Annotated in this window: 16 protein-coding genes; 12 read left to right on the top strand and 4 right to left on the bottom strand. The window is 73.2% G+C overall.

Annotation, left to right across the window (positions count from 1 at the left end):
* Positions 1–17: 17 nt before the first annotated feature.
* Positions 18–1,061 carry a LacI family DNA-binding transcriptional regulator gene (locus ACZ56V_RS23030; protein WP_467380183.1) on the bottom strand — a complete coding sequence of 348 codons (1,044 nt, stop codon included), beginning with the start codon at positions 1,059–1,061 and terminating at the stop codon, positions 18–20.
* Between the two features lie 250 nt (positions 1,062–1,311).
* Here ACZ56V_RS23030 and ACZ56V_RS23025 point away from each other — a divergent pair, with 250 nt between their 5' ends.
* The 11 genes from ACZ56V_RS23025 (at position 1,312) to ACZ56V_RS22975 (ending at position 13,306) form a co-directional block, all read left to right on the top strand.
* Entirely contained in the window at positions 1,312–2,460 is a 1,149-nt protein-coding gene (locus tag ACZ56V_RS23025; RefSeq protein ID WP_468944783.1) for a Gfo/Idh/MocA family protein, read from the top strand.
* Positions 2,457–3,398, top strand: coding sequence for a PmoA family protein (locus ACZ56V_RS23020; RefSeq protein WP_398908872.1), 942 nt, complete (start codon positions 2,457–2,459; stop codon positions 3,396–3,398). Before ACZ56V_RS23025 ends, ACZ56V_RS23020 begins: the two co-directional genes overlap by 4 nt.
* Positions 3,392–4,120, top strand: coding sequence for a cupin (locus tag ACZ56V_RS23015; RefSeq protein WP_398908874.1), 729 nt, complete (start codon positions 3,392–3,394; stop codon positions 4,118–4,120). Before ACZ56V_RS23020 ends, ACZ56V_RS23015 begins: the two co-directional genes overlap by 7 nt.
* A gap of 53 nt (positions 4,121–4,173) precedes the next feature.
* Complete coding sequence (locus tag ACZ56V_RS23010; RefSeq protein ID WP_398908875.1) at positions 4,174–5,511, top strand: ABC transporter substrate-binding protein; 1,338 nt, start codon at positions 4,174–4,176, stop codon at positions 5,509–5,511.
* On the top strand, positions 5,508–6,473 hold the full coding sequence (locus tag ACZ56V_RS23005; protein ID WP_467380188.1) for a carbohydrate ABC transporter permease: 966 nt from the start codon (positions 5,508–5,510) through the stop codon (positions 6,471–6,473). The genes ACZ56V_RS23010 and ACZ56V_RS23005 overlap by 4 nt, the downstream gene beginning before the upstream one ends.
* Positions 6,470–7,306, top strand: coding sequence for a carbohydrate ABC transporter permease (locus ACZ56V_RS23000; protein WP_398908879.1), 837 nt, complete (start codon positions 6,470–6,472; stop codon positions 7,304–7,306). The genes ACZ56V_RS23005 and ACZ56V_RS23000 overlap by 4 nt, the downstream gene beginning before the upstream one ends.
* 4 nt (positions 7,307–7,310) lie before the next feature.
* Positions 7,311–7,949 (top strand): hypothetical protein, encoded by a 639-nt coding sequence (locus ACZ56V_RS22995; protein ID WP_398908881.1) that lies wholly within the window; start codon positions 7,311–7,313, stop codon positions 7,947–7,949.
* A 91-nt stretch (positions 7,950–8,040) separates the two neighbouring features.
* Entirely contained in the window at positions 8,041–10,305 is a 2,265-nt protein-coding gene (locus tag ACZ56V_RS22990) for an MMPL family transporter (RefSeq protein ID WP_468944775.1), read from the top strand.
* A gap of 91 nt (positions 10,306–10,396) precedes the next feature.
* Positions 10,397–11,581: a sensor histidine kinase gene (locus tag ACZ56V_RS22985; RefSeq protein WP_468944772.1), complete on the top strand. Its 1,185-nt coding sequence runs from the start codon at positions 10,397–10,399 to the stop codon at positions 11,579–11,581.
* Positions 11,578–12,249 carry a response regulator transcription factor gene (locus tag ACZ56V_RS22980; RefSeq protein ID WP_467380196.1) on the top strand — a complete coding sequence of 224 codons (672 nt, stop codon included), beginning with the start codon at positions 11,578–11,580 and terminating at the stop codon, positions 12,247–12,249. The genes ACZ56V_RS22985 and ACZ56V_RS22980 overlap by 4 nt, the downstream gene beginning before the upstream one ends.
* Positions 12,250–12,289: 40 nt before the next feature.
* Positions 12,290–13,306, top strand: coding sequence for a homoserine dehydrogenase (locus ACZ56V_RS22975; RefSeq protein WP_468944769.1), 1,017 nt, complete (start codon positions 12,290–12,292; stop codon positions 13,304–13,306).
* A 33-nt stretch (positions 13,307–13,339) separates the two neighbouring features.
* Here the strand turns inward: ACZ56V_RS22975 and ACZ56V_RS22970 are convergent, their stop codons facing one another.
* The 3 genes from ACZ56V_RS22970 to ACZ56V_RS22960 form a co-directional block, all read right to left on the bottom strand.
* A complete protein-coding gene (locus ACZ56V_RS22970) occupies positions 13,340–14,329 on the bottom strand; it encodes an NAD(P)-dependent alcohol dehydrogenase (RefSeq protein WP_468944766.1) in 990 nt (329 codons plus the stop codon).
* A gap of 105 nt (positions 14,330–14,434) precedes the next feature.
* Positions 14,435–15,322, bottom strand: coding sequence for a GNAT family N-acetyltransferase (locus ACZ56V_RS22965; protein WP_468944764.1), 888 nt, complete (start codon positions 15,320–15,322; stop codon positions 14,435–14,437).
* Between the two features lie 3 nt (positions 15,323–15,325).
* Entirely contained in the window at positions 15,326–16,000 is a 675-nt protein-coding gene (locus ACZ56V_RS22960; RefSeq protein WP_467380203.1) for a dihydrofolate reductase family protein, read from the bottom strand.
* A 164-nt stretch (positions 16,001–16,164) separates the two neighbouring features.
* Between ACZ56V_RS22960 and ACZ56V_RS22955 the strand changes: the two genes are divergently transcribed.
* Complete coding sequence (locus ACZ56V_RS22955) at positions 16,165–18,387, top strand: bifunctional glycosyltransferase/CDP-glycerol:glycerophosphate glycerophosphotransferase (protein WP_398908892.1); 2,223 nt, start codon at positions 16,165–16,167, stop codon at positions 18,385–18,387.
* Positions 18,388–18,391: the final 4 nt, after the last annotated feature.

Raw genomic sequence — 18,391 nt, 5'->3', positions numbered from 1 at the left:
CCGCTGCCCGTCGTACCTCAGGCGTCCACCGCGCGTCGCCCGCCCGTCGTGGACTCCCGCTCCGCCAGCCAGTGCGGCGCCACGTGCACCTCGAACGGCAGGGGCGACCGGGACCGTATCCGGGCCGCCAGGCACTTGACGGCGAGTGAGGCGATGGCGGCCTTGTCGGGGACCACGGTCGTCAGGGACGGCGTGCTGTAGAGCGCCTCCTCGGAACCGTCGATGCCGGCGACGGCGACATCGCCGGGAACGGTCAGCCCGGCCTCGTGGAGGGCGCGTTGCGCCCCCACGGCCAGCAGGTCGCTGAAGCAGAAGACGGCGTCGGGCCGTTCGTCGGCGGGCAGGGCGGCGAGGTGGCGCATCGCCAGCAGTCCGTTGCGGCGGTCGAACTCCTCGACCCGCGGTGCGAGCCGGGGGTCGAAGGGCAACCCGGCCTCGTGCAGGGCCCGCTGGTACCCCTCCAGGCGCTGACGGCTGGTCGCGGAACCCTGGCGGTCCACGCCGATCGCGGCGATCCGGGTGCGTCCCAGGCCGATGAGGTGGGCGGTGAGGTCACGGGCCGCCGCCACGTTGTCGATCAGCACGTGGTCGGCGACGACACCGTTGCGCCCGTAGGTGCGCTCGCCGAGCAGCACCAGCGGGAACTCGTCGGTGACGGAGGCGAGTTCGTCGGAAGTGACGCGCAGCGGGGAGAGGATCACACCGTCGAGCAGCGAGGCGCCGACCCCGCCCGCCAGCCGCAGCTCCTCGGCGGCGTCGCCCAGTGACTCCTCGATGAGGACGGTCAGGCCCAGCAGCGTGGCCTCGCCCCGCACATGGTGGGCGAGTTCGGCGAAGTAGGGCGTGGCCAGTTCCGGGACGACGAGAGCGATGAGACCACTGCGCCCCGTACGGAGCCTGCGCGCCGAGGGGTTCGGCCGGTAGCCCAGCTCGTCCACCGCCCGCAGCACCCGTGAGCGCGTGGCCTCGGACACGCGCGGAGCGCCGCGTACAACGTTGGACACCGTTTTGATCGACACCCCCGCGTGTTCCGCCACGTCCTTCAGTCTCACCGCGGCCACAGCCCGCCCCCTTGCCGAAGTTTCCGCAGATTATGCCCCTGCGCGCCACCCCTGTCAGTACGTGAACCGGGCACCGACTCTTTTGCGGACAGAGGGTTGACCTTGCGGACGCACGCCGGTTACAACGTTGGAACACCACGATAGCAAGCGGTTGCTGCGAGGCGGCGCCGACATCCCCCGCCCGCCCGCGCATCCCACCACCGCCCGTCGCGCGGCGCCCAGCCCCCGTCCGGCTCACGAGAGGGTCCGCATGTCTTCGCACCTACCGAACGCGCCGCTGCGCACAGCAGTGGTCGGCACGGGCTCCATCGCCCGGTCCAGTCATCTGCCCGCCCTGACGAAACTGGCCGCCGAGGGCGAGGTGGAAGTCGTCGCAGCGGTCGACGTGGACGGCCCGGCGGTGCGGGCGTTCGCCGACGAGTTCGGGATCCCGCAGGCGTCCACCGACCTCCACACGATGCTGACCGAGACGCGCCCGGACCTCGTCGTGCTGTGCACACCGCCCGCCGTGCACCGCGAGCAGGCCGTGGCCGCGCTCGCCGCCGGGGCCTGGGTGTGGTGCGAGAAGCCGCCCTGCCCCTCACTGGCCGACTACGACGCCGTGGAGGCGGCCGAGCGGGGCGACGGCGCGGGGCCGTACGCCTCCGTCGTCTTCCAGCACCGCTTCGGCTCCGGCGCCCGCCATGTCCGCGCGCTGCTGCGCGGCGGGGCGCTGGGCCGGCCGCTGGTGGCCCACTGCCAGACCACGTGGTACCGGAACCAGGCGTACTACGCGGTGCCCTGGCGCGGGCGCTGGGCCACCGAGGGCGGCGGACCGGCCATGGGACACGGCATCCACCAGACGGACCTGCTGCTGGACCTGATGGGCCCGTGGACCGAGGTGCGCGGCATGGCCGCCCGGCTCGTGCACGACGTGGAGACCGAGGACGTCTCCACGGCACTGGTCCGCTTCGCCGACGGAGCCGTCGCCACCCTCGTCAACAGCGTGCTGAGCCCCGACGAGGTGAGCCGGATCCGCATCGACTGCGAACTGGCCACGGTCGAACTGACCCACCTGTACGGCTACCGCAACGCGGACTGGCGCATCACCCCGGCGCCCGGCGTCCCCGAGGAGACCGCCGCGGCCTGGCTCGACTTCGGCGCCGACGAACCCAGCTCGCACCAGGCCCAACTGCGCGTCCTGGTCGACGACATCAGGAACGGCCGCCGCCACTCGACCAGCGGTGCGGGCGGCCGGCGGACCCTGGAGCTGATCACCGCCCTGTACAAGTCCGCGTTCACCGGCACGCCCGTGCACGCGGGCGACATCGGCCCCGGCGACCCGTACTACACCGAACTGCAAGGCGGCGCCCCGGGCTGGGCGCCGGCCGGCACCCGCGAGGAAGAGGACCACGCATGACGCTCTCACTGACCCACGTCCACGGAGACCGCGTCACCGTGGCCCACGGAACGGCCGGAACCGAGCTGTTCTCCTACGTGTACCGCCCCGAGGCCGACTGGGAGGCGCCCAAGCCGTACCTCCACCCGGTCAGGACCCTGTCCGGCGGACTCGTCACGGACTACCGGCCCAACGACCACCGCTGGCACAAGGGGCTCCAGCTGACCGCCTCCCACCTGTCCGGACAGAACCTGTGGGGCGGCAACACCTATGTGCACGGCGAGGGTTACCTCGCACTGCCGGAGAGGGTCGGCTCGATGGCCCACGTGGCCTTCGAGGAGGTCGGCGCGGAGGGGGACCGCGCCGTCATCGCCGAGCGGCTGACCTGGCACCCGCACGGCGGCGAGCTGTGGGCCGAGGAGGAGAGGCGCATCGAGGTCCGCGACGTCGACCCCGACACGGGCAGCTGGACCCTCACCTGGACCTCGGCGGTGACCAACCGGCGCGGCGAACCACTGCGGTTCGGCAGCCCCACCACCCACGGACGCCCCGCCGCCGGATACACCGGACTTTTCTGGCGCGGGCCCCGCGCCTTCCGCGGCGGCCGGGTCTTCACCGCCGAATCCGCCGACTCCGGCGAGTCCTCGGCAGCCGACCCGATGGGCTCCCAGGCCCCCTGGCTGGCCTACGTCGGCGAGCACGACGGACGGGACGGCCATGCCACGCTCGTCTTCGAACACGCCCCCTCCAACGACCACCTGGGCGAGAAGGGCACCCACCCGGCGCACTGGTTCGTGCGCAGCGATCCCTTCGCCGCGGTCGCGCCGTCCTGGGCCTTCCACGAGGAACTGGTCCTGCCGCCCGGCGAAACCCTCGCCCGGGCCTACCGCGTGGTCGTCGCCGACGGCGCCTGGGACCGCGCGCGGGTAGCCGCACACCTGGCGGGACTCGCGTGGTGAGCCCGACGTACGACGGCTTCCCGGCGGCGGTCGGCGTGTCCCGCCTGACCGTGTACGACTGGCCGACCGTGGAGGGGCTGCCCGGTGGCGGCACCCCGCACCTGCACCTGACGTGCAGCGAGGGCTACGTCGTCACCGCGGGCCGGGGCGCGGTGCAGACCCTGACCACTTCGGGCTTCGAGGAGACACCCCTGGAGCCGGGCACGGTGGCCTGGTTCACGCCCGGCACGATCCACCGCCTCGTCAACGACGACGGCCTGGAGATCACCGTCGTGATGCAGAACAGCGGCCTGCCCGAGGCGGGCGACGCCGTCCTCACCCTGCCCCAGGACCGCCTCACCGACCCCGACACGTACGCCGACGCCGTCCGCGTCCCCGCCGACCTGCCCGAGGCCGAGCAGGCGAGGGTCGCACGCGCCCGCCGCGACGTGGCGACCCGGCGCTTCCTCGAACTCCGCGAGGCCACCGAGAACGGCGACCCGGAACCGCTGGCCGCGTTCCAGCGGGCCGCCGCCGAACTGGTGCGGCCCCGGCTGGACGCGTGGGAACGGCGCTGGCGCGAGGGCGCGCACGCCGCCGCGGAGGCGACCCGGGCCCAACTCGACGCCCTGCGCGGCGAGGACACCGGACACCTGACCGCGGCCCGGGTGTCCGCGACGGGGCCCGCGGCCCGCGGACGCTTCGGAATGTGCGGCAGGCTGGCCGTCTACCCGGGCATCTGAACCCGAGCCACGTACCTCCCCCCACCCATCCACGCACCCCCGGGAAGGCCCCCATGCCCGAATCCCGAAGCGGTCGGCGCCGGCTCCCCAACCGCCGGGCGGTCCTGGCCGCGGCCGTCGTCGGTCTCGGCACCGCGCTGACGGCATCGCTCAGCGCGTGCTCCTCCTCCGGCGACGTGTCGTCCGAAGGCGTCACCCTCACCTTCTCCTGGTGGGGCAACGACGACCGCGCCGAACGCACCGAGAAGGCCGTGCGGCTCTTCGAGCAGGAACACCCCGGCGTCACCGTCCGCACCTCGAACGCCGACTTCGGCTCCTACATGCAGAAGCTGGCCACCCAGGCCGCCGGCGGCGGCATCCCGGACGTGGCACAGCTCGACTACCGCCAGATCTCCCAGTACTCGGGCGGCGGCGCGCTCCTGCCGCTCGACGACGCCGTCGGGGACGGCACGGTCCGCACCTCCGAGATGGACGAGGAGTTCCTGCGTACGGGCACCTACGAGGGCCGGCAGTACGCCGTGCCGATGGGCCGCGGCATCACCGGCTACGCCTACGACTCCGAGATCTACGCACAGGCCGGCATCCCCGCCCCCGAGCCCGGCTGGACCTGGGAGGAATGGGCCGACGCCAACCGGAAGATCACCGCCCTCGGACTCAAGGCCCCCGACGGACGCGCCGTGGTGGGCGCCAACGACAACGGGGTCAACGAGGACATCTTCGAGGACTGGCTGCGCGGCCGCGGCGGGAAGCTCTACGCGAGCCAGACGAAGCTCGGCTTCACCGAGGACGACCTCACCGAGTTCTGGACCTTCTGCGACCGGCTGCGCGAGGAAGGCGCCGTCGCCGAGGCCCCGGACACCGCACAGGCCAACACCACCGAGATGTCACCCATGGGCCGCGGCCTCGCAGCCGCCGACTTCACCTGGGACGCGCCGTTCCCCGGGTACACCGCGCTGCTCGGCGACCAGGTCCACTTCGCCCCGGTCCCCACCACCGACGGGCGCCAGGGAGCGTACTTCAAGCCCTCCATGCTCCTCGGCGTCGGCGCGCACACCGACCACCCCGAGGAGGCGACCGCGCTCGTCGACTTCCTCCTCAACGACGAGCGGGCCGGCGACATCCTCGGCTTCACCCGCTCCACGCCTCCCAACCGGAGGATCGCCGCCCGCGTCGCCAAGACCCTGGAAGGGGCAGAGCGGGAGATCTACCGGTACGCCCGGAAGATGGAGGAGTACGGCCTGGACGCCCCGCCCGCCGCGCCACCGCGCGGCGACGTCGCCCTCCAGACCGCCTTCAAACGCGCCTACCACCGCGTGATGTACGACCTGACGTCCCCGCGCGAGGCGGCACGGGAATTCATCGACGAGGCCAACCGGGAGCTGCGGTCATGAGCACGGTGTCGACCAGGGCGCCCGCGCGCGCCGACCGCACTACGCCGCCACGGCCACCGGCCGGGCGCCGGCGCCGCCGCGAACAGCAGTGGCCCGCCTACGTGTTCCTCACCCCGTGGATGATCGGCGCGGCCGTGCTCACGCTGGTGCCCATGGCCGTGTCGCTGTACCTGTCCTTCACGGACTACAACCTCTTCGACCCGCCGCACTGGGTGGGCCTGCGCAACTACACCGAGATGCTCACCGAGGACCCCCGCTTCTGGCGGTCGGTCGGCACCACGCTGCTGTACGTCGTCGTCGCCGTACCGCTCAAACTGGCCCTCGCGCTCGGGGCGGCCCTGCTCCTGAAGAACCTCGGCCGCGGCCGCGCCTTCTACCGCTCGGCCTTCTACGCGCCCTCGCTGCTCGGGGCGAGCATGTCGATCGCGCTGGTGTGGCGGGCGCTGTTCAACGACGGCGGCACGGTCTCCGAGGTCCTCGGCTCCCTCGGCATCGACACCGGCAGCTGGGTCGGCGACCCGGACCTCGCCGTCTACGTCGTCGTCCTGCTGACGGTGTGGCAGTTCGGCGCACCCATGGTCATCTTCCTCGCCGGGCTCCAGCAGATCTCGCCCGAACTGTACGAGGCGGCGGCACTGGACGGTGCGGGCCGATGGCGGCAGTTCGTGTCCGTCACCGTGCCGATGCTGTCCCCGGTCGTCTTCTTCAACCTGGTCCTGGAGATGATCCAGTCCTTCCAGGTGTTCACCCCGGCCTTCGCGGTCAGCGGCGGCGAGGGCGGTCCCGCCGACTCGACCCTGTTCTACACGCTCTACCTCTACGAACGCGGCTTCACCGCCTCCCACATGGGCTACGCGGCGGCCATGGCCTGGCTGCTGCTGATCGCCATCGGCGTCATCACCCTGATCCTGTTCAGGACCTCCAGGTCCTGGGTCTTCTACGCGGACGAGGAGGGACGATGAACCCCAACGCCCGGCGATGGCTGCCGCACACGATCGCCCTGGCGGGACTGCTCGTCCTGCTGTACCCCCTGGCCTGGCTGCTCGCCACCTCCCTCAAACCGGCCGACGAGGTGGTGACCAGCCTGGACCTGTGGCCCAGCCACCTGGAGTGGTCGAACTACACGACCGCCCTGGACGGAGTCTCCGGGGTCCCGGTGAGCCGGCTGCTGTGGAACTCCCTGCTGATCGCGGGCGGCGCCGTCGTCGGCAACGTGCTGTCCTGCTCCCTGGCCGCCTACGCCTTCGCCCGGCTGCGCTTCCGGATGCGCAAGCCGATGTTCGCCTTCATGGTCGCCACCCTGATGCTGCCGCACCACGTCGTGCTGATCCCGCAGTACATCATCTTCAACCGGCTCGGCATGGTGGACACCTACTGGCCGTTGATCCTGCCGAAGTTCCTGGCCACCGAGGCGTTCTTCGTCTTCCTCATCGTCCAGTTCATGCGCGGGCTGCCCCGCGAGCTGGAGGAGTCGGCGCGCATCGACGGCTGCGGCGCCTTCCGCACGTACTGGTCGCTCACCCTGCCGCTGAGCCGGCCGTCGCTGATCACCACGGCGATCTTCACGTTCATCTGGACCTGGAACGACTTCTTCACGCAGATGATCTACCTGTTCGCCCCGGAGAAGTTCACCATCACCCTGGCCCTGCGCAGCTTCGTCGACCAGTCCAGCACCTCCGCCTACGGCCCCATGTTCGCCATGTCGGTCCTCTCCGTACTGCCGATCGTGCTGTTCTTCTTCGTCTTCCAGCGCTACCTGGTGCAGGGCATGGCCACCTCCGGACTGAAGGGCTGACCCCATGACCCAGGTGCCCGCACTGCCGCCGCACGACCGCAGGGAGCCCGGCGAGGTCTTCTCGTCCGGCTTCACCCTCTTCGCCGACATGCTGCTGGTGGGGCTGCTCACCGCCGTGGCCTGCCTTCCCGTCGTCACCGCACCGGCCGCGTTCGCCGCCGCCTCGGCCACCCTGCGCCGGGCGGCCGAGGACGGGGTGCCCGTCGACACCGGCACGTACGCCGGACACCTGCGCGCCCGGCTGACCCGCGGCTCACTCGCCGGCGGACTGGCCGTGCCGCTCCTCGCCTGCGTCCTGCTGGTGGACTCCGCGCTGACCCGCACCACCCTGCCCGGCGCGGACGTCATGGCCCCCGCGCTGACACTGCTCACCCTCGGCATCGCGGTACTGGCCCTGCGCACGACCGCGCTGCCGGCACCGCACGCACTGTCTCCGCGCGAGGGCCTCCTGCGCTCCCTCGCCGACCTCCGCGGCACCCTCCTGCTGGCCGGCGCGGTCGTCCTGGCCGCGCTGCTCGCCTGGTCGATCCCCGTACTGATCCCCCTCCTTCCCGGCCCGCTGGCCTTCGCGGCCACCTCGGTGGACCTGCGCTTCACGGGGGAGGGGAGGGGCCCGGCCGCGGGCGGCGGTACTCGAAACTGAGTACACGCGATGGTCGGCGCGGACGACGACGGGGCGGGGCCCGCCCGACGAGGCTGGAGAGGTTCCCCAGATCAGATGCGGAGACCTCTCCATGGCAACTTTGTTGTACCGGTTGGGCCGCGGTGCCTTCCGACGGCGCCGCTGGGTGACGCTGTCCTGGGCAGCCGTCCTCCTCGGCGTCGTGCTCGCCGCCATGAGCGCCGGCGAGGCGGCCGACGACTCGGACCCGATGCCCGGCATCGAGTCCCAGCAGGCGTTCGACCTCATCAACGAGCGGTTCCCGGACGCCGAGGCCGAAGGCGCGAGTGCCCGGATCGTCCTCGTCGCACCGGACGGACGGAAGGTCACGGCGGCCGAGTACCGGGCGGCGATCGACACCCTGGTCGCCGAGGTGGCCGACGGGCCGCAGGTCGCCGCCGTCTCCGATCCTCTCGACGCGTCGACGGTCAGCGAGGACGGGACCACGGCGTACGCCACCGTCACCTACGAGGTGACCGACGACAACGTGACGGACGCCGGCCGGAAGGACCTCACCGAGGCGGTGGAGAAGGCCCGGACCTCCGGTCTGACCGTCGAGGCCGGCGGGGGCGCCGTGGCCGGTGAGCCGCCGGCCGGGATCGGCGAGTTCCTGGGCATCGCCGTCGCCGCGGTGGTCCTGCTGATCACCTTCGGCTCGCTGGCCGCCGCCGGACTGCCGCTGATCACCGCCGTCGTGGGCGTGGCCCTCACCCTCGCCTCGATCATCGCGCTGGGCAGCGCCCTCGGCATGTCCACGGCCACCGCCGACCTGGCCATGATGATCGGGATCGCGGTCGGCGTCGACTACGCCCTGCTGGTCGTCTCCCGCTACCGCGAGGAGCGCGCCCAGGGGAACGACGCCCGGGAGGCGGCGGGGCTGGCCGTGGGCACGGCCGGTTCCGCGGTCGTCTTCGCCGGGCTCACCGTCGTCATCGCGCTGGCCGGCCTGTCGGTGATCGGAGTGCCGTCGCTGACGAAGATGGGCCTGGCCGCCGCCGGCGCCGTCGTCCTCGCGGTGCTGATCACCCTCACCCTGGTCCCGGCGCTGTGCGGCTTCTGGCCCGACGCCCTGCTGGCCCGCCGGGTCCGCAAGGGGCCGAGCACGCGTCCGGCACGCCGCTTCCGCAAGGGTCCGCACGCCGGTGCCGCCGGTGCCGTCCGGGAGGCCGGGGCGTGGAGCGCCCGCTGGGCCCGGTTCGTCCGGCGCCGCCCGGTGCCCGTGCTGCTCGGCTCGGTGATCCTCCTGGGCGCACTCGCCGTACCGGCGCTGGACCTGCGGCTCGGCATGCCGGGCGACGAGGCGAAGCCCACCTCCACCACCGAGCGCCGGGCGTACGACGCCCTCGCGGACGGCTTCGGGCCCGGGTTCAACGGCCCGCTGACCCTCGTGGTGGACGCCCGGCGGGCCGACGACCCGCGTTCCGCGGTCGCGGCCGTGTCCGAGCGGGTCGCCGGCACCGACGGCGTGGTGTCCGTGTCGCCGCCCCGGTTCAACGCGGCCGAGGACACCGCGGTGATCCAGGCCGTCCCGTCCACCGCGCCCACCAGCGAGCGGACCGAGGAACTCGTCCGCACCATCCGCGCCGAGCGCGCCGCGGCCGAGTCCGCCACCGGCGCGACCTTCGAGGTGACCGGTACCACCGCCCTGAACATCGACGTCGCCCGGAAGATGACGGACGCCCTGATCCCCTACCTCCTGGTCGTGGTGGGCCTGGCCTTCCTCCTGCTGCTCCTCGTCTTCCGCTCCGTGCTCGTACCGCTCAAGGCCGCCCTCGGCTTCCTGCTGTCGGTCGGGGCGTCCTTCGGGGTTCTGGTCACCATCTTCCAGAACGGCCACGGTTCCGGACTCCTGGGCGTCGACGAGACCGGACCGATCATGAGCACGATGCCGCTGATGCTGGTGGGCATCGTCTTCGGCCTTGCCATGGACTACCAGGTGTTCCTCGTCTCCCGGATGCGGGAGGCCGTCATCCACGGAGAGCGTCCCGCCGAGGCCGTCGTCACCGGATTCCGCCACAGCGGCCGGGTCGTGACCGCCGCCGCGGTCATCATGACGTCCGTCTTCGGAGGGTTCATGACCGGCGGCGAAACCCTGCTGAAGATGGTCGGCTTCGGCCTGGCGGTCGCCGTCCTGTTCGACGCCTTCGTCGTCCGCATGGCGTTCGTGCCCGCCGTCCTCGTCCTGCTCGGCGAGCGCGCCTGGTGGCTGCCGCGCCGACTGGACCGGCTGCTGCCGCGGGTCGACGTGGAGGGCGAGGCCCTCGGCCGCCGGGCCGCCGCCGCGCCCGGGCTCGCGGCCGTGCCCGACGCCGACCGCCAGGACACGGTGCGCGCCTGACCCGCGCCGCCGGAGGGCCGCTCGTGCGGGACACGGGCGGCCTCCCGACGCGCGCCCGGCGCATCGGCGATCCTGGTCCCAGGAGGACACCATGCTCAGCAGTTGCCGGCGGTACGCCGACAGCCACCCGCACCTCGTCGAGACGGCCTTCCTGCTGCTGGTGCTCGCCGTCACCAGCCGGCAGTACGTACACGGAGACCTCGGCTGGTGGGCGGGCCAGCCCCTGGCTCTCGCGGCCGCCGCGGGCCTGGTCCCGCGCCGCGGCCACCCGCGCGCCGCCGTCCTCGTCACCGCCGTCTGCGCCGCCGTCTCCGTCGCCCTGGCCCACCTGGTCTTCCCGCTCCTGCTGCTGCCCGTCCTCATCGCGCTCTACGAACTGGCGGTCCGCACCCCGCAGCGGACCGCGTACGCCTGCTACGGCCTCACCCTCGCGCTGGTCGTCCCCGCCGCCCTGCTCTTCGGACGGAACGGCCAGCCATGGGTGGACGAGAGCGTCGGCCCCGTGTTCTGGATCCTGCTGCCGGTCCTGGCCGGCACCGCGGTGCGCAGCCGACGCGCCTATCTGGACGCCGTCCACACCCGGGCCGAGCACGCCGAACGCACCCGCGAGGAGGAGGCCCGCCACCGCGTCGCCGAGGAGCGCATCCGCATCGCCCGGGAACTGCACGACGTCGTCGCCCACCACATGGCGCTGGCCAACGCCCAGGCCACGACCGCCGCCCACCTCGCCCGTACCCACCCCGAGCAGGCCCAGGAGATCCTCACCCACCTCACCGGCACCACCGGGTCGGCACTGCGCGAACTGAAGGCCACCGTCGGCCTCCTGCGCAGGCCCGACGACGCCGACGGTGCCGACGACCTGCAACCCCCGCCCGGTCTCGCCCGACTCCCCGAACTGGTCTCGGCGTTCGGCTCCGCCGGGCTCCACGTCACCGTCACCGTCCGGGGCACGCGGCGTGCCCTGCCGCCCGGAGCGGACCTGACCGCCTTCCGGATCGTGCAGGAGGCCCTCACCAACGTCACCAAGCACACCGACGCCGCAACGGCGGACGTGCACCTCGCCTGCGCCCACGACCGCCTCACCCTCACGGTCACCGACGACGGCGGTGCCGCCCCGCGGCCGCCCGGCCCCGGCGGCGGCTACGGCCTGATCGGCATGCGGGAACGCGCCCGGACCTCCGGCGGACGCCTCAGCGCGGGCACACTGCCGGAAGGCGGCTTCGCCGTCACCGCGGAACTCCCCGCCCCGCCACCACCAAGGGAACAGCCCTCATGACCATCCGCGTGCTGCTCGCCGACGACCAGGCCCTGCTGCGGGCGACCTTCCGCATCCTGATCGACTCCAGCGAGGACATGGCCGTGGTCGCCGAAGCCGCCGACGGCCGGGACGCCGTGGCGCTGACCCGCGCCCACCGGCCCGACCTCGTCCTCATGGACATCCGTATGCCCGGCACCGACGGACTCGCCGCCACCGCCGCCATCTGCGCCGACCCGGACCTGCGCAACACCCGGGTGCTCGTCCTCACCACCTTCGAGACCGACGAGCACGTCGCCCGGGCCCTGCGCATCGGCGCGAGCGGGTTCCTCGGCAAGGACGTCACGGCGGAGGAACTCCTCGACGGCATCCGCACGGTGGCGGCCGGGGACGCCCTCCTGTCCGCCGCCGCCACCCGCAGCCTCATCACCCGGTTCCTCGATTCCCCCGACCCCGCGGCCTCTCCCGTGCCGCCCGAGGACCTGGCCGCCCTCACCGCCCGCGAGCGCGAGGTCACCGCCCTGGTCGCGGACGGCAAGTCCGACAAGGAGATCGCGGCTGAACTGTTCCTCAGCCCGCTGACCGTACGCACCCACGTCCAGCGCGCCAAGACCAAGCTCGGCGCCCGGGACCGGGCCCAACTGGTCGCCCACGCCTACCGCTCCGGCCTGGTACGGCCTTCCCGCTGATGGTTCGGCACGGTCGGTGATGTGAGAGGATCCCGGGTCCATGGGTGAAGCTGCGGAAGCGACCGGGACCGATGTGGTCCTCGCCGGGTACGGCCCGGTCGGGCGGGCCTTCGTCGACCGGCTGGCCCGGGACGGCGACGCACTCGCGCGCCGTCACGGCGTACGGCCGCGGGTGGCCGCCGTACGCGCGAGCGGGGCCCAGTGCGGGACGGGCGCGGACGGGTCGGTGCCGCCGCGCGCGGAGTGGGGTCCCGTGCGGCCGCTGGAGGAGACCCTCGACCGCACCGGCGCGCGGGTGTTCGTCCAGGCCGTCCCGTCCTCACCCGGAGCGCGGGAGCGCGCCGCGCAGGAGGCGGTGACCGCACTGCGCCGGGGCGTCCACGTGGTGACGGCCACCAAGAGCCACCTGCTCACGCACTGGCGCCGGCTCGACGCGGCCGCCCGGGCGGGCGGCAGCATGATCCGGATCTCCGGAGCCACCGGGGCGGCCCTCCCGGCGGGCGACCTGTCGCGGAGCTCCCTGCGCGGCCTGGACTGCCGGACGATCCGCGCCTGCCCCAACGGCACGGTCACCTTCGTCCTCGACCGTCTCGCCGAAGGCGACACGCTGGACGACGCGATCGGCGCCGCGCGGCTGAGGGGCATCGCGGAGGCGGACCCCTCGGCGGACCTGTCGGGCGCGGACGCCGCCACCAAGATGCGGCTGCTGGCCGCGCTGGCCTGGGACTGGGACCCGGCCGAGGTGCGCGTGCGGGCGCAGCCCGTGGACGGGAGCACCGCCGGCCGGGCCCGGGACGCGGCGTCCCGGTCCCGTCGGCTGCGGGCGGTCGCCGGCGCGTCGGTGGCCGAGCCCGGCATCGTGCGCGTACGGCTCGAGGAGACGGAGCCGGGGGACCCGCTGCACGCACTGACCGGGCCCGAGAAGGCCGTGGTCTTCGGCTGTCCGGACGCGGGCGACGTGACCGTCAGCGGCGGACGGTCGAGCCCGGTGGGCGCGGCGCTGGCCCTGGTGAAGGACACCGTCGAGGTCACGGCACCGCGCACGGGCTTTCGCTGAGGCGCGGGCACGGCGACCGCCCTCGCGGGACGCTCACGACACGGTGATCACGGTCTTGCCGCGGGCGTGTCCCTCCTCGACGTGCCGTACCGCCTGCGCGGTGTCGGCCAGGGCGAAGGTCCGGCCGACCACGGGCGTGAGCTGCCCGGCCTCGACGAGCGCGGTGACGGCGAGCAGGTCCTCGTGGGCCGGTCCGTCCGGCGTCGCGGGGAGGATCGGACGCAGCCGCTGCCGCGTGACCGCGTTGACCGCCGCCAGTTGCAGCATGGCGCCGATCGCCCCGAACACGCGGCCGGGGGAGCCGCCGCCGTTGGCCACCAGGACGCCCGCCGGGGTGAGCGCCCGGCGCAACCGGCGCAGCGGGTGGTTGCCCACGTTGTCCAGGACGACGTCGTAGCGCTCGCGCCCGTCGGTGAAGTCCTGCCGGGCGTAGTCCAGGACGTGGGCCGCGCCCAGGGAACGCACCAGGTCGGCGTTGCCGGCGCTGCACACCGCGGTGACCTCCGCGTCCAGGAGCGCCGCGATCTGCACCGCGAAGGTGCCCACGCCGCCGCCCGCCCCGTTGACCAGGACCCGCTGCCCGGACCGCACGCGGCCGACGGTCCGGATGCCCCGCAGGGCGGTCACCCCACCCATCGGCAGGGCCGCCGCCTGCTCGAACGTCAGCCCCGCGGGCACCGGCACCAGCAGCGGTGCGGAGGTGCACGCGTACTCGGCGAAGGCACCCGGACAGAAGCCCAGGACCGGATCGCCGGGGGCGAGCCCCCGCACGCCCGCGCCGACCCGCTCCACCACCCCCGCCGCCTCGATGCCGGCCACCGGGGACTTCGGCCGGGTCAGCCCCATGCCGCCCAACAGCCGTGCCGCGTACGGGTCTCCGCGCAGCATGTGCCAGTCGTAGGGGTTCACCGCGGCGGCGCGCACCCGCACCAGCACCTGGCCGGCCCCGGCCTGCGGCCGGTCGGCGTCGCTCACCCGCAAGCTGTCCGGCGGGCCGAACCGCTCCTGGACCACTGCCTTCATCGCCCTGCCACCATCCCCCCGGGGATTCTCGGGACCGATCGCGGGTCGCGCGGTGAGGGCACCGTAGGGGCGCGGCCCACCGCCGTCAATGGCCGTACCGGGCGCCTACGGGTGCCGGCCGGCGCAGGTGAAGTCGTAGGCGCAGAAGTCGGCGAGCGGGACGTATCCGATGCGCCGGTAGAGGGCGTTGCTGGTGCGGTTGGCGGGGTCGGTGAACAGCACGACCTCCTTCGCACCCGCCGCCAGCGCGGCCCGGCTGACCTCGACCGTCACGGCGCCCGCGTAGCCGCGCCCGCGCTGCCTGGCGGGGGTGTAGACGGGGTCGATCCGGACCTGCCCGCCGACCAGGGGGTTCGCGCCTGCCATGGCGACGGGCGTGCCGTCCGGGGTCTCCCAGAAGGTGTACCGCTTCTCGGCGAAGCGCGTGCCGGCCCAGGACGCGGCGTCGACGGTCGCCGCCTCGCCGACGTCCGCGGCGAACTCACGGCACCAGCGCATGAGGTGACCGTGCTCCCGCTCGCCCACGGGCCGGCCCCGGCCCGCCGGAACGGGCTGCGGCGGGGTGAGCGTGCCGAGCCGGTGGAGACGGGCGCCCCAACCGCGCACGTGCGCGGCGCCGGTGTGCCCTCGCCAGGCCCCGGCGAACGCGGCGGCGGTCTCCTCGTCCGAGAGGACGCCGGTGGGACGGACGCCGAGGCCCACCAGGTGGGCGGCGAAGCGGTCGGCCTGCCCGGGGGAGAGGGCGGTGAGGGTCAGCCGGCCGGTCGGCGGGCGCAGGAAGGCGGCCCGGACCTCGCCGCCTTCCTCCAGCCACCCGAAGAGGGTCGCTCCCGCACCGGCCGCGGCCGCGCCCCCTTTCCCGCCCTGCGTGCGCAGCTTCTCGATCGCCGTCAGGGGCGTGGTGTGCGGGGCGGGGCGCGAGCACAGGAAGTCCCAGGCCCGGGTCAGGAAGTCGCCGAGGTCTTCGGTGAGGTACCAGCCGTCCGGTCGCATGCCTCATGGTCCCTGAACCGCTCGGTCCCCGGGGGCCGTTCGTCCCGAAGCAGGTCGGCGGACTCGGCGGACCTCGTAGAGCAGGTGGGTGGCGTTGGGGGTGGCGTTCGCGCTCCGTCGGACCAGGGTGCGCGGTGTCCCGCCGGTGAACAGCGGTGTTCCGGAGCCCAGCACGACGGGAGCCAGGTGCAGGGACAGCAGGTCGACCAGCCCGGCGTCGAGCGCCGAGCCGATCAGGGCGCCGCCGCCCATGAGGACGACGTCGAGGTCCGTGCCACGGTCCGCCGAAGCCGCCTCGGCCCGCTCGCGCGCCGCGGTGACGGCGTCGGGCAGCCCCGTCGTGACGAACGTCCAGTCGAGGCCGGTGAGCCGGACCGAGGCCGGGGGCGCGCTCGTCACGACGACGAACGGGGGTTTGCCGACCTCCGCGGCGCCGTAACCGACGGTGTCGTCCCAGCCGCCCGGCCCGTCGACCAGGTCGAAGAGCCGACGGCCGAGGACGACGGCGCCCGAGCGGGCGGTGGTCTCCCGCACGATCCGGCGCTCCTCCGGGTCGTCCGAGAACGCCCAGGTGTGCAGCGCCTCGCCGCCGGCCCCCAGACCGTTGCCGGGGCCGGGATCCGGTCCGGTCACCCAGCCGTCGAGGGAGATCGAGATGTCCGCGATGATCCGAGTCATACAGGGTGGACCCGATGCGTTCCCCGAACTCATCGCTCCCGTCCGAGACGAATGCCGGATCCGTCCTTCCCGAGACATTCACCGTGCATGTACAACGTTTCACAAGCGTCACTGGTCTCCCTGTCCAGCCACGATTCACCCACGCTTCACCTGGAGTTGTCCGCATGCCTCGGTTCAGCATTGTCGTCCCCGTGTACAAGGTGCAGGGATACCTTCGCGAATGTCTGGACTCGGTACTGGGGCAGTCCTACCGGGACCTCGAGGTGATCGCCGTCGACGACTGCTCACCGGACTCCTGCGGCGCGATCATCGACGAGTACGCCGCCCGCGACGCCCGGCTCAAGGCCGTGCACCTCCCGGAGAACGCCGGCCTGGGGCGGGCGCGCAACGCGGGGCTCCGGCAGGCGCGCGGCGACTACGTCCTCTTCCTCGACAGCGACGACTCCTACACCCCCGGCCTGCTGGAGGCGCTGGCCGCCCGGCTGGACGCCGTCGGGGACCTGGACATCCTGGTCTTCGACCACGTGCGCACCTACTGGTGGGGCAAGGGCGGCCGCAGTCAGGCCGCGGACCTGATCGAGCGGGCGGGCACCGACGTCTTCCGCCTGGAGGAACGGCCCGAGTACGTGCACCTGTTCCTGGTCGCCTGGAACAAGGCGTTCCGCCGCGAGTTCTTCGTCGGCCAGGGCTTCCAGTACGCGCCCGGCCTGTACGAGGACGCGCCCGTCACCCACATGGCGATGGTCACGGCCGAGCGCATCGGCTGTCTGGACCGGGTCGGGGTCGAGTACCGCCAGCGCCGCCAGGGCGCGATCACGAAGACCCCCGGGCGCAAGCACTTCGACATCTTCACGCAGTACGAGGGGCTGTTCGCGTTCCTCGCCCAGCGGCCCGAGCTGGCCTGGGCCACGCCCATGCTGTTCGAGCGGGCCGTGTTCCACATGCTGTTCGCGCTCAAGCGTCCCGAGCGGGTGAGGGTCGCCGACCGCCGGGAGTTCTTCGACCGCACCGCCGACTTCTACGCGCGGCATGTCCCGGCCGGCTTCACGATGCCCGGGGGACCGACGGGGGTGTACATGCGGGCCGTGGCCAAACGGCTCTTCCGCGCCTACCAGGCCGCCCAACTCGCCGCGCGCGCCAAGACGGTGGGGCCGAAGAAGGTCGTCAGGGCCAAGAACAAGGCCGGCAAGCGCGCGTACGCCGGGCTGTACACCCTGCAGCGCAGGCGCACCCCGGACCCCGGCCTCGCCGTCTACACCTCGTACTGGGACCGGCTGCCGTCCTGCAACCCGCTCGCCGTCTTCGAGAAGGCCAGGGAACTCGCCCCGCAGGTGCACGGCGTGTGGGTGGTGCGCAAGGAACTGGCCGGCCGGGTCCCCGACGGCATCGACCACGTGGTGCGCGACTCACGCCGCTACTGGGAGGTGATGGCCCGCGCACGGTACTTCGTGAACAACGTCGACTTCCCCGACCACATCGTCAAGCGCCCCGGTCAGCTCCACCTGCAGACCCACCACGGGACCCCGCTCAAGCGCATGGGCCTGGACCAGCGCGCCTACCCCGCGGCGGCCAGGGGCATGGACTTCGACCGCCTCCTCGAACGCGTGGACCGCTGGGACCTCAGCGTCTCCTCCAACCAGTACTCCACCAAGCAGTGGGAGCGCGCCTACCCCGGCTCCTACGCGTCCCTCGACACGGGCTACCCGCGCAACGACCGGTACTACGGCGCGGATGCCGCGGACGTCGCCGCCGTCCGCGTCCGGCTCGGCATAGCCCCGGGCAGGACCGCCCTGCTGTACGCGCCGACCCACCGCGACTACCGGACGGACTGGACCCCGTCCTTCGACCTGGCGCGGGTGGCCAAGGTCCTGGGCGACGACTTCGTCCTGATGGTCCGCACCCACCACTTCGACGACCTGACGCCCGAGCTGAGGGGCCTCGCCGAACAGGGCGCCGTCCTCGACGTCTCCCGTCACCCCCGCGTCGAGGACCTCTGCCTGGCGGCGGACGCGCTCGTCTCCGACTACTCGTCCCTCACCTTCGACTACGCCAACCTCGACCGGCCCATCGTCATATACGCCGACGACTGGGAGATCTACTCCCAGGTCCGCGGCGTCACCTTCGACCTCCTCTCCGGCCGGCCCGGCGACACTCCGGGAGCGGTCGCCACCACCGAGGACGAACTCATCGACACCTTCCGCAGCGGCCGTTGGCGCGGCTCCGAGGCCGCCGCCCTGCGCGCCGCCTTCAGGGCCCGCTTCTGCCAGTACGACGACGGCCACGCCGCCGAGCGCGTGGTGCGCCGGTTCTTCCTCGGCCAGGACGCGGGTCCTGCGGTCGTCCCGCTGGAGCAGCGGACCCCGGCGCCGTCACCGGTCCGCGGCTGACCGA

Source organism: Streptomyces sp. NPDC034099 (assembly GCF_055575415.1).
This window is presented reverse-complemented; position numbering and strand designations above follow the sequence as displayed.

What these genes read in the sequence shown, in the direction of transcription:
- ACZ56V_RS23025 (WP_468944783.1), top strand. Translation starts at nt 1,312, where the DNA reads ATGTCTTCGCACCTACCGAACGCGCCGCTGCGCACAGCAGTGGTCGGC.
- ACZ56V_RS23020 (WP_398908872.1), top strand. Translation starts at nt 2,457, where the DNA reads ATGACGCTCTCACTGACCCACGTCCACGGAGACCGCGTCACCGTGGCC.
- ACZ56V_RS23010 (WP_398908875.1), top strand. Translation starts at nt 4,174, where the DNA reads ATGCCCGAATCCCGAAGCGGTCGGCGCCGGCTCCCCAACCGCCGGGCG.
- ACZ56V_RS23005 (WP_467380188.1), top strand. Translation starts at nt 5,508, where the DNA reads ATGAGCACGGTGTCGACCAGGGCGCCCGCGCGCGCCGACCGCACTACG.
- ACZ56V_RS23000 (WP_398908879.1), top strand. Translation starts at nt 6,470, where the DNA reads ATGAACCCCAACGCCCGGCGATGGCTGCCGCACACGATCGCCCTGGCG.
- ACZ56V_RS22995 (WP_398908881.1), top strand. Translation starts at nt 7,311, where the DNA reads ATGACCCAGGTGCCCGCACTGCCGCCGCACGACCGCAGGGAGCCCGGC.
- ACZ56V_RS22990 (WP_468944775.1), top strand. Translation starts at nt 8,041, where the DNA reads ATGGCAACTTTGTTGTACCGGTTGGGCCGCGGTGCCTTCCGACGGCGC.
- ACZ56V_RS22985 (WP_468944772.1), top strand. Translation starts at nt 10,397, where the DNA reads ATGCTCAGCAGTTGCCGGCGGTACGCCGACAGCCACCCGCACCTCGTC.
- ACZ56V_RS22980 (WP_467380196.1), top strand. Translation starts at nt 11,578, where the DNA reads ATGACCATCCGCGTGCTGCTCGCCGACGACCAGGCCCTGCTGCGGGCG.
- ACZ56V_RS22975 (WP_468944769.1), top strand. Translation starts at nt 12,290, where the DNA reads ATGGGTGAAGCTGCGGAAGCGACCGGGACCGATGTGGTCCTCGCCGGG.
- ACZ56V_RS22970 (WP_468944766.1), bottom strand. Translation starts at nt 14,329, where the DNA reads ATGAAGGCAGTGGTCCAGGAGCGGTTCGGCCCGCCGGACAGCTTGCGG.
- ACZ56V_RS22965 (WP_468944764.1), bottom strand. Translation starts at nt 15,322, where the DNA reads ATGCGACCGGACGGCTGGTACCTCACCGAAGACCTCGGCGACTTCCTG.
- ACZ56V_RS22960 (WP_467380203.1), bottom strand. Translation starts at nt 16,000, where the DNA reads ATGACTCGGATCATCGCGGACATCTCGATCTCCCTCGACGGCTGGGTG.
- ACZ56V_RS22955 (WP_398908892.1), top strand. Translation starts at nt 16,165, where the DNA reads ATGCCTCGGTTCAGCATTGTCGTCCCCGTGTACAAGGTGCAGGGATAC.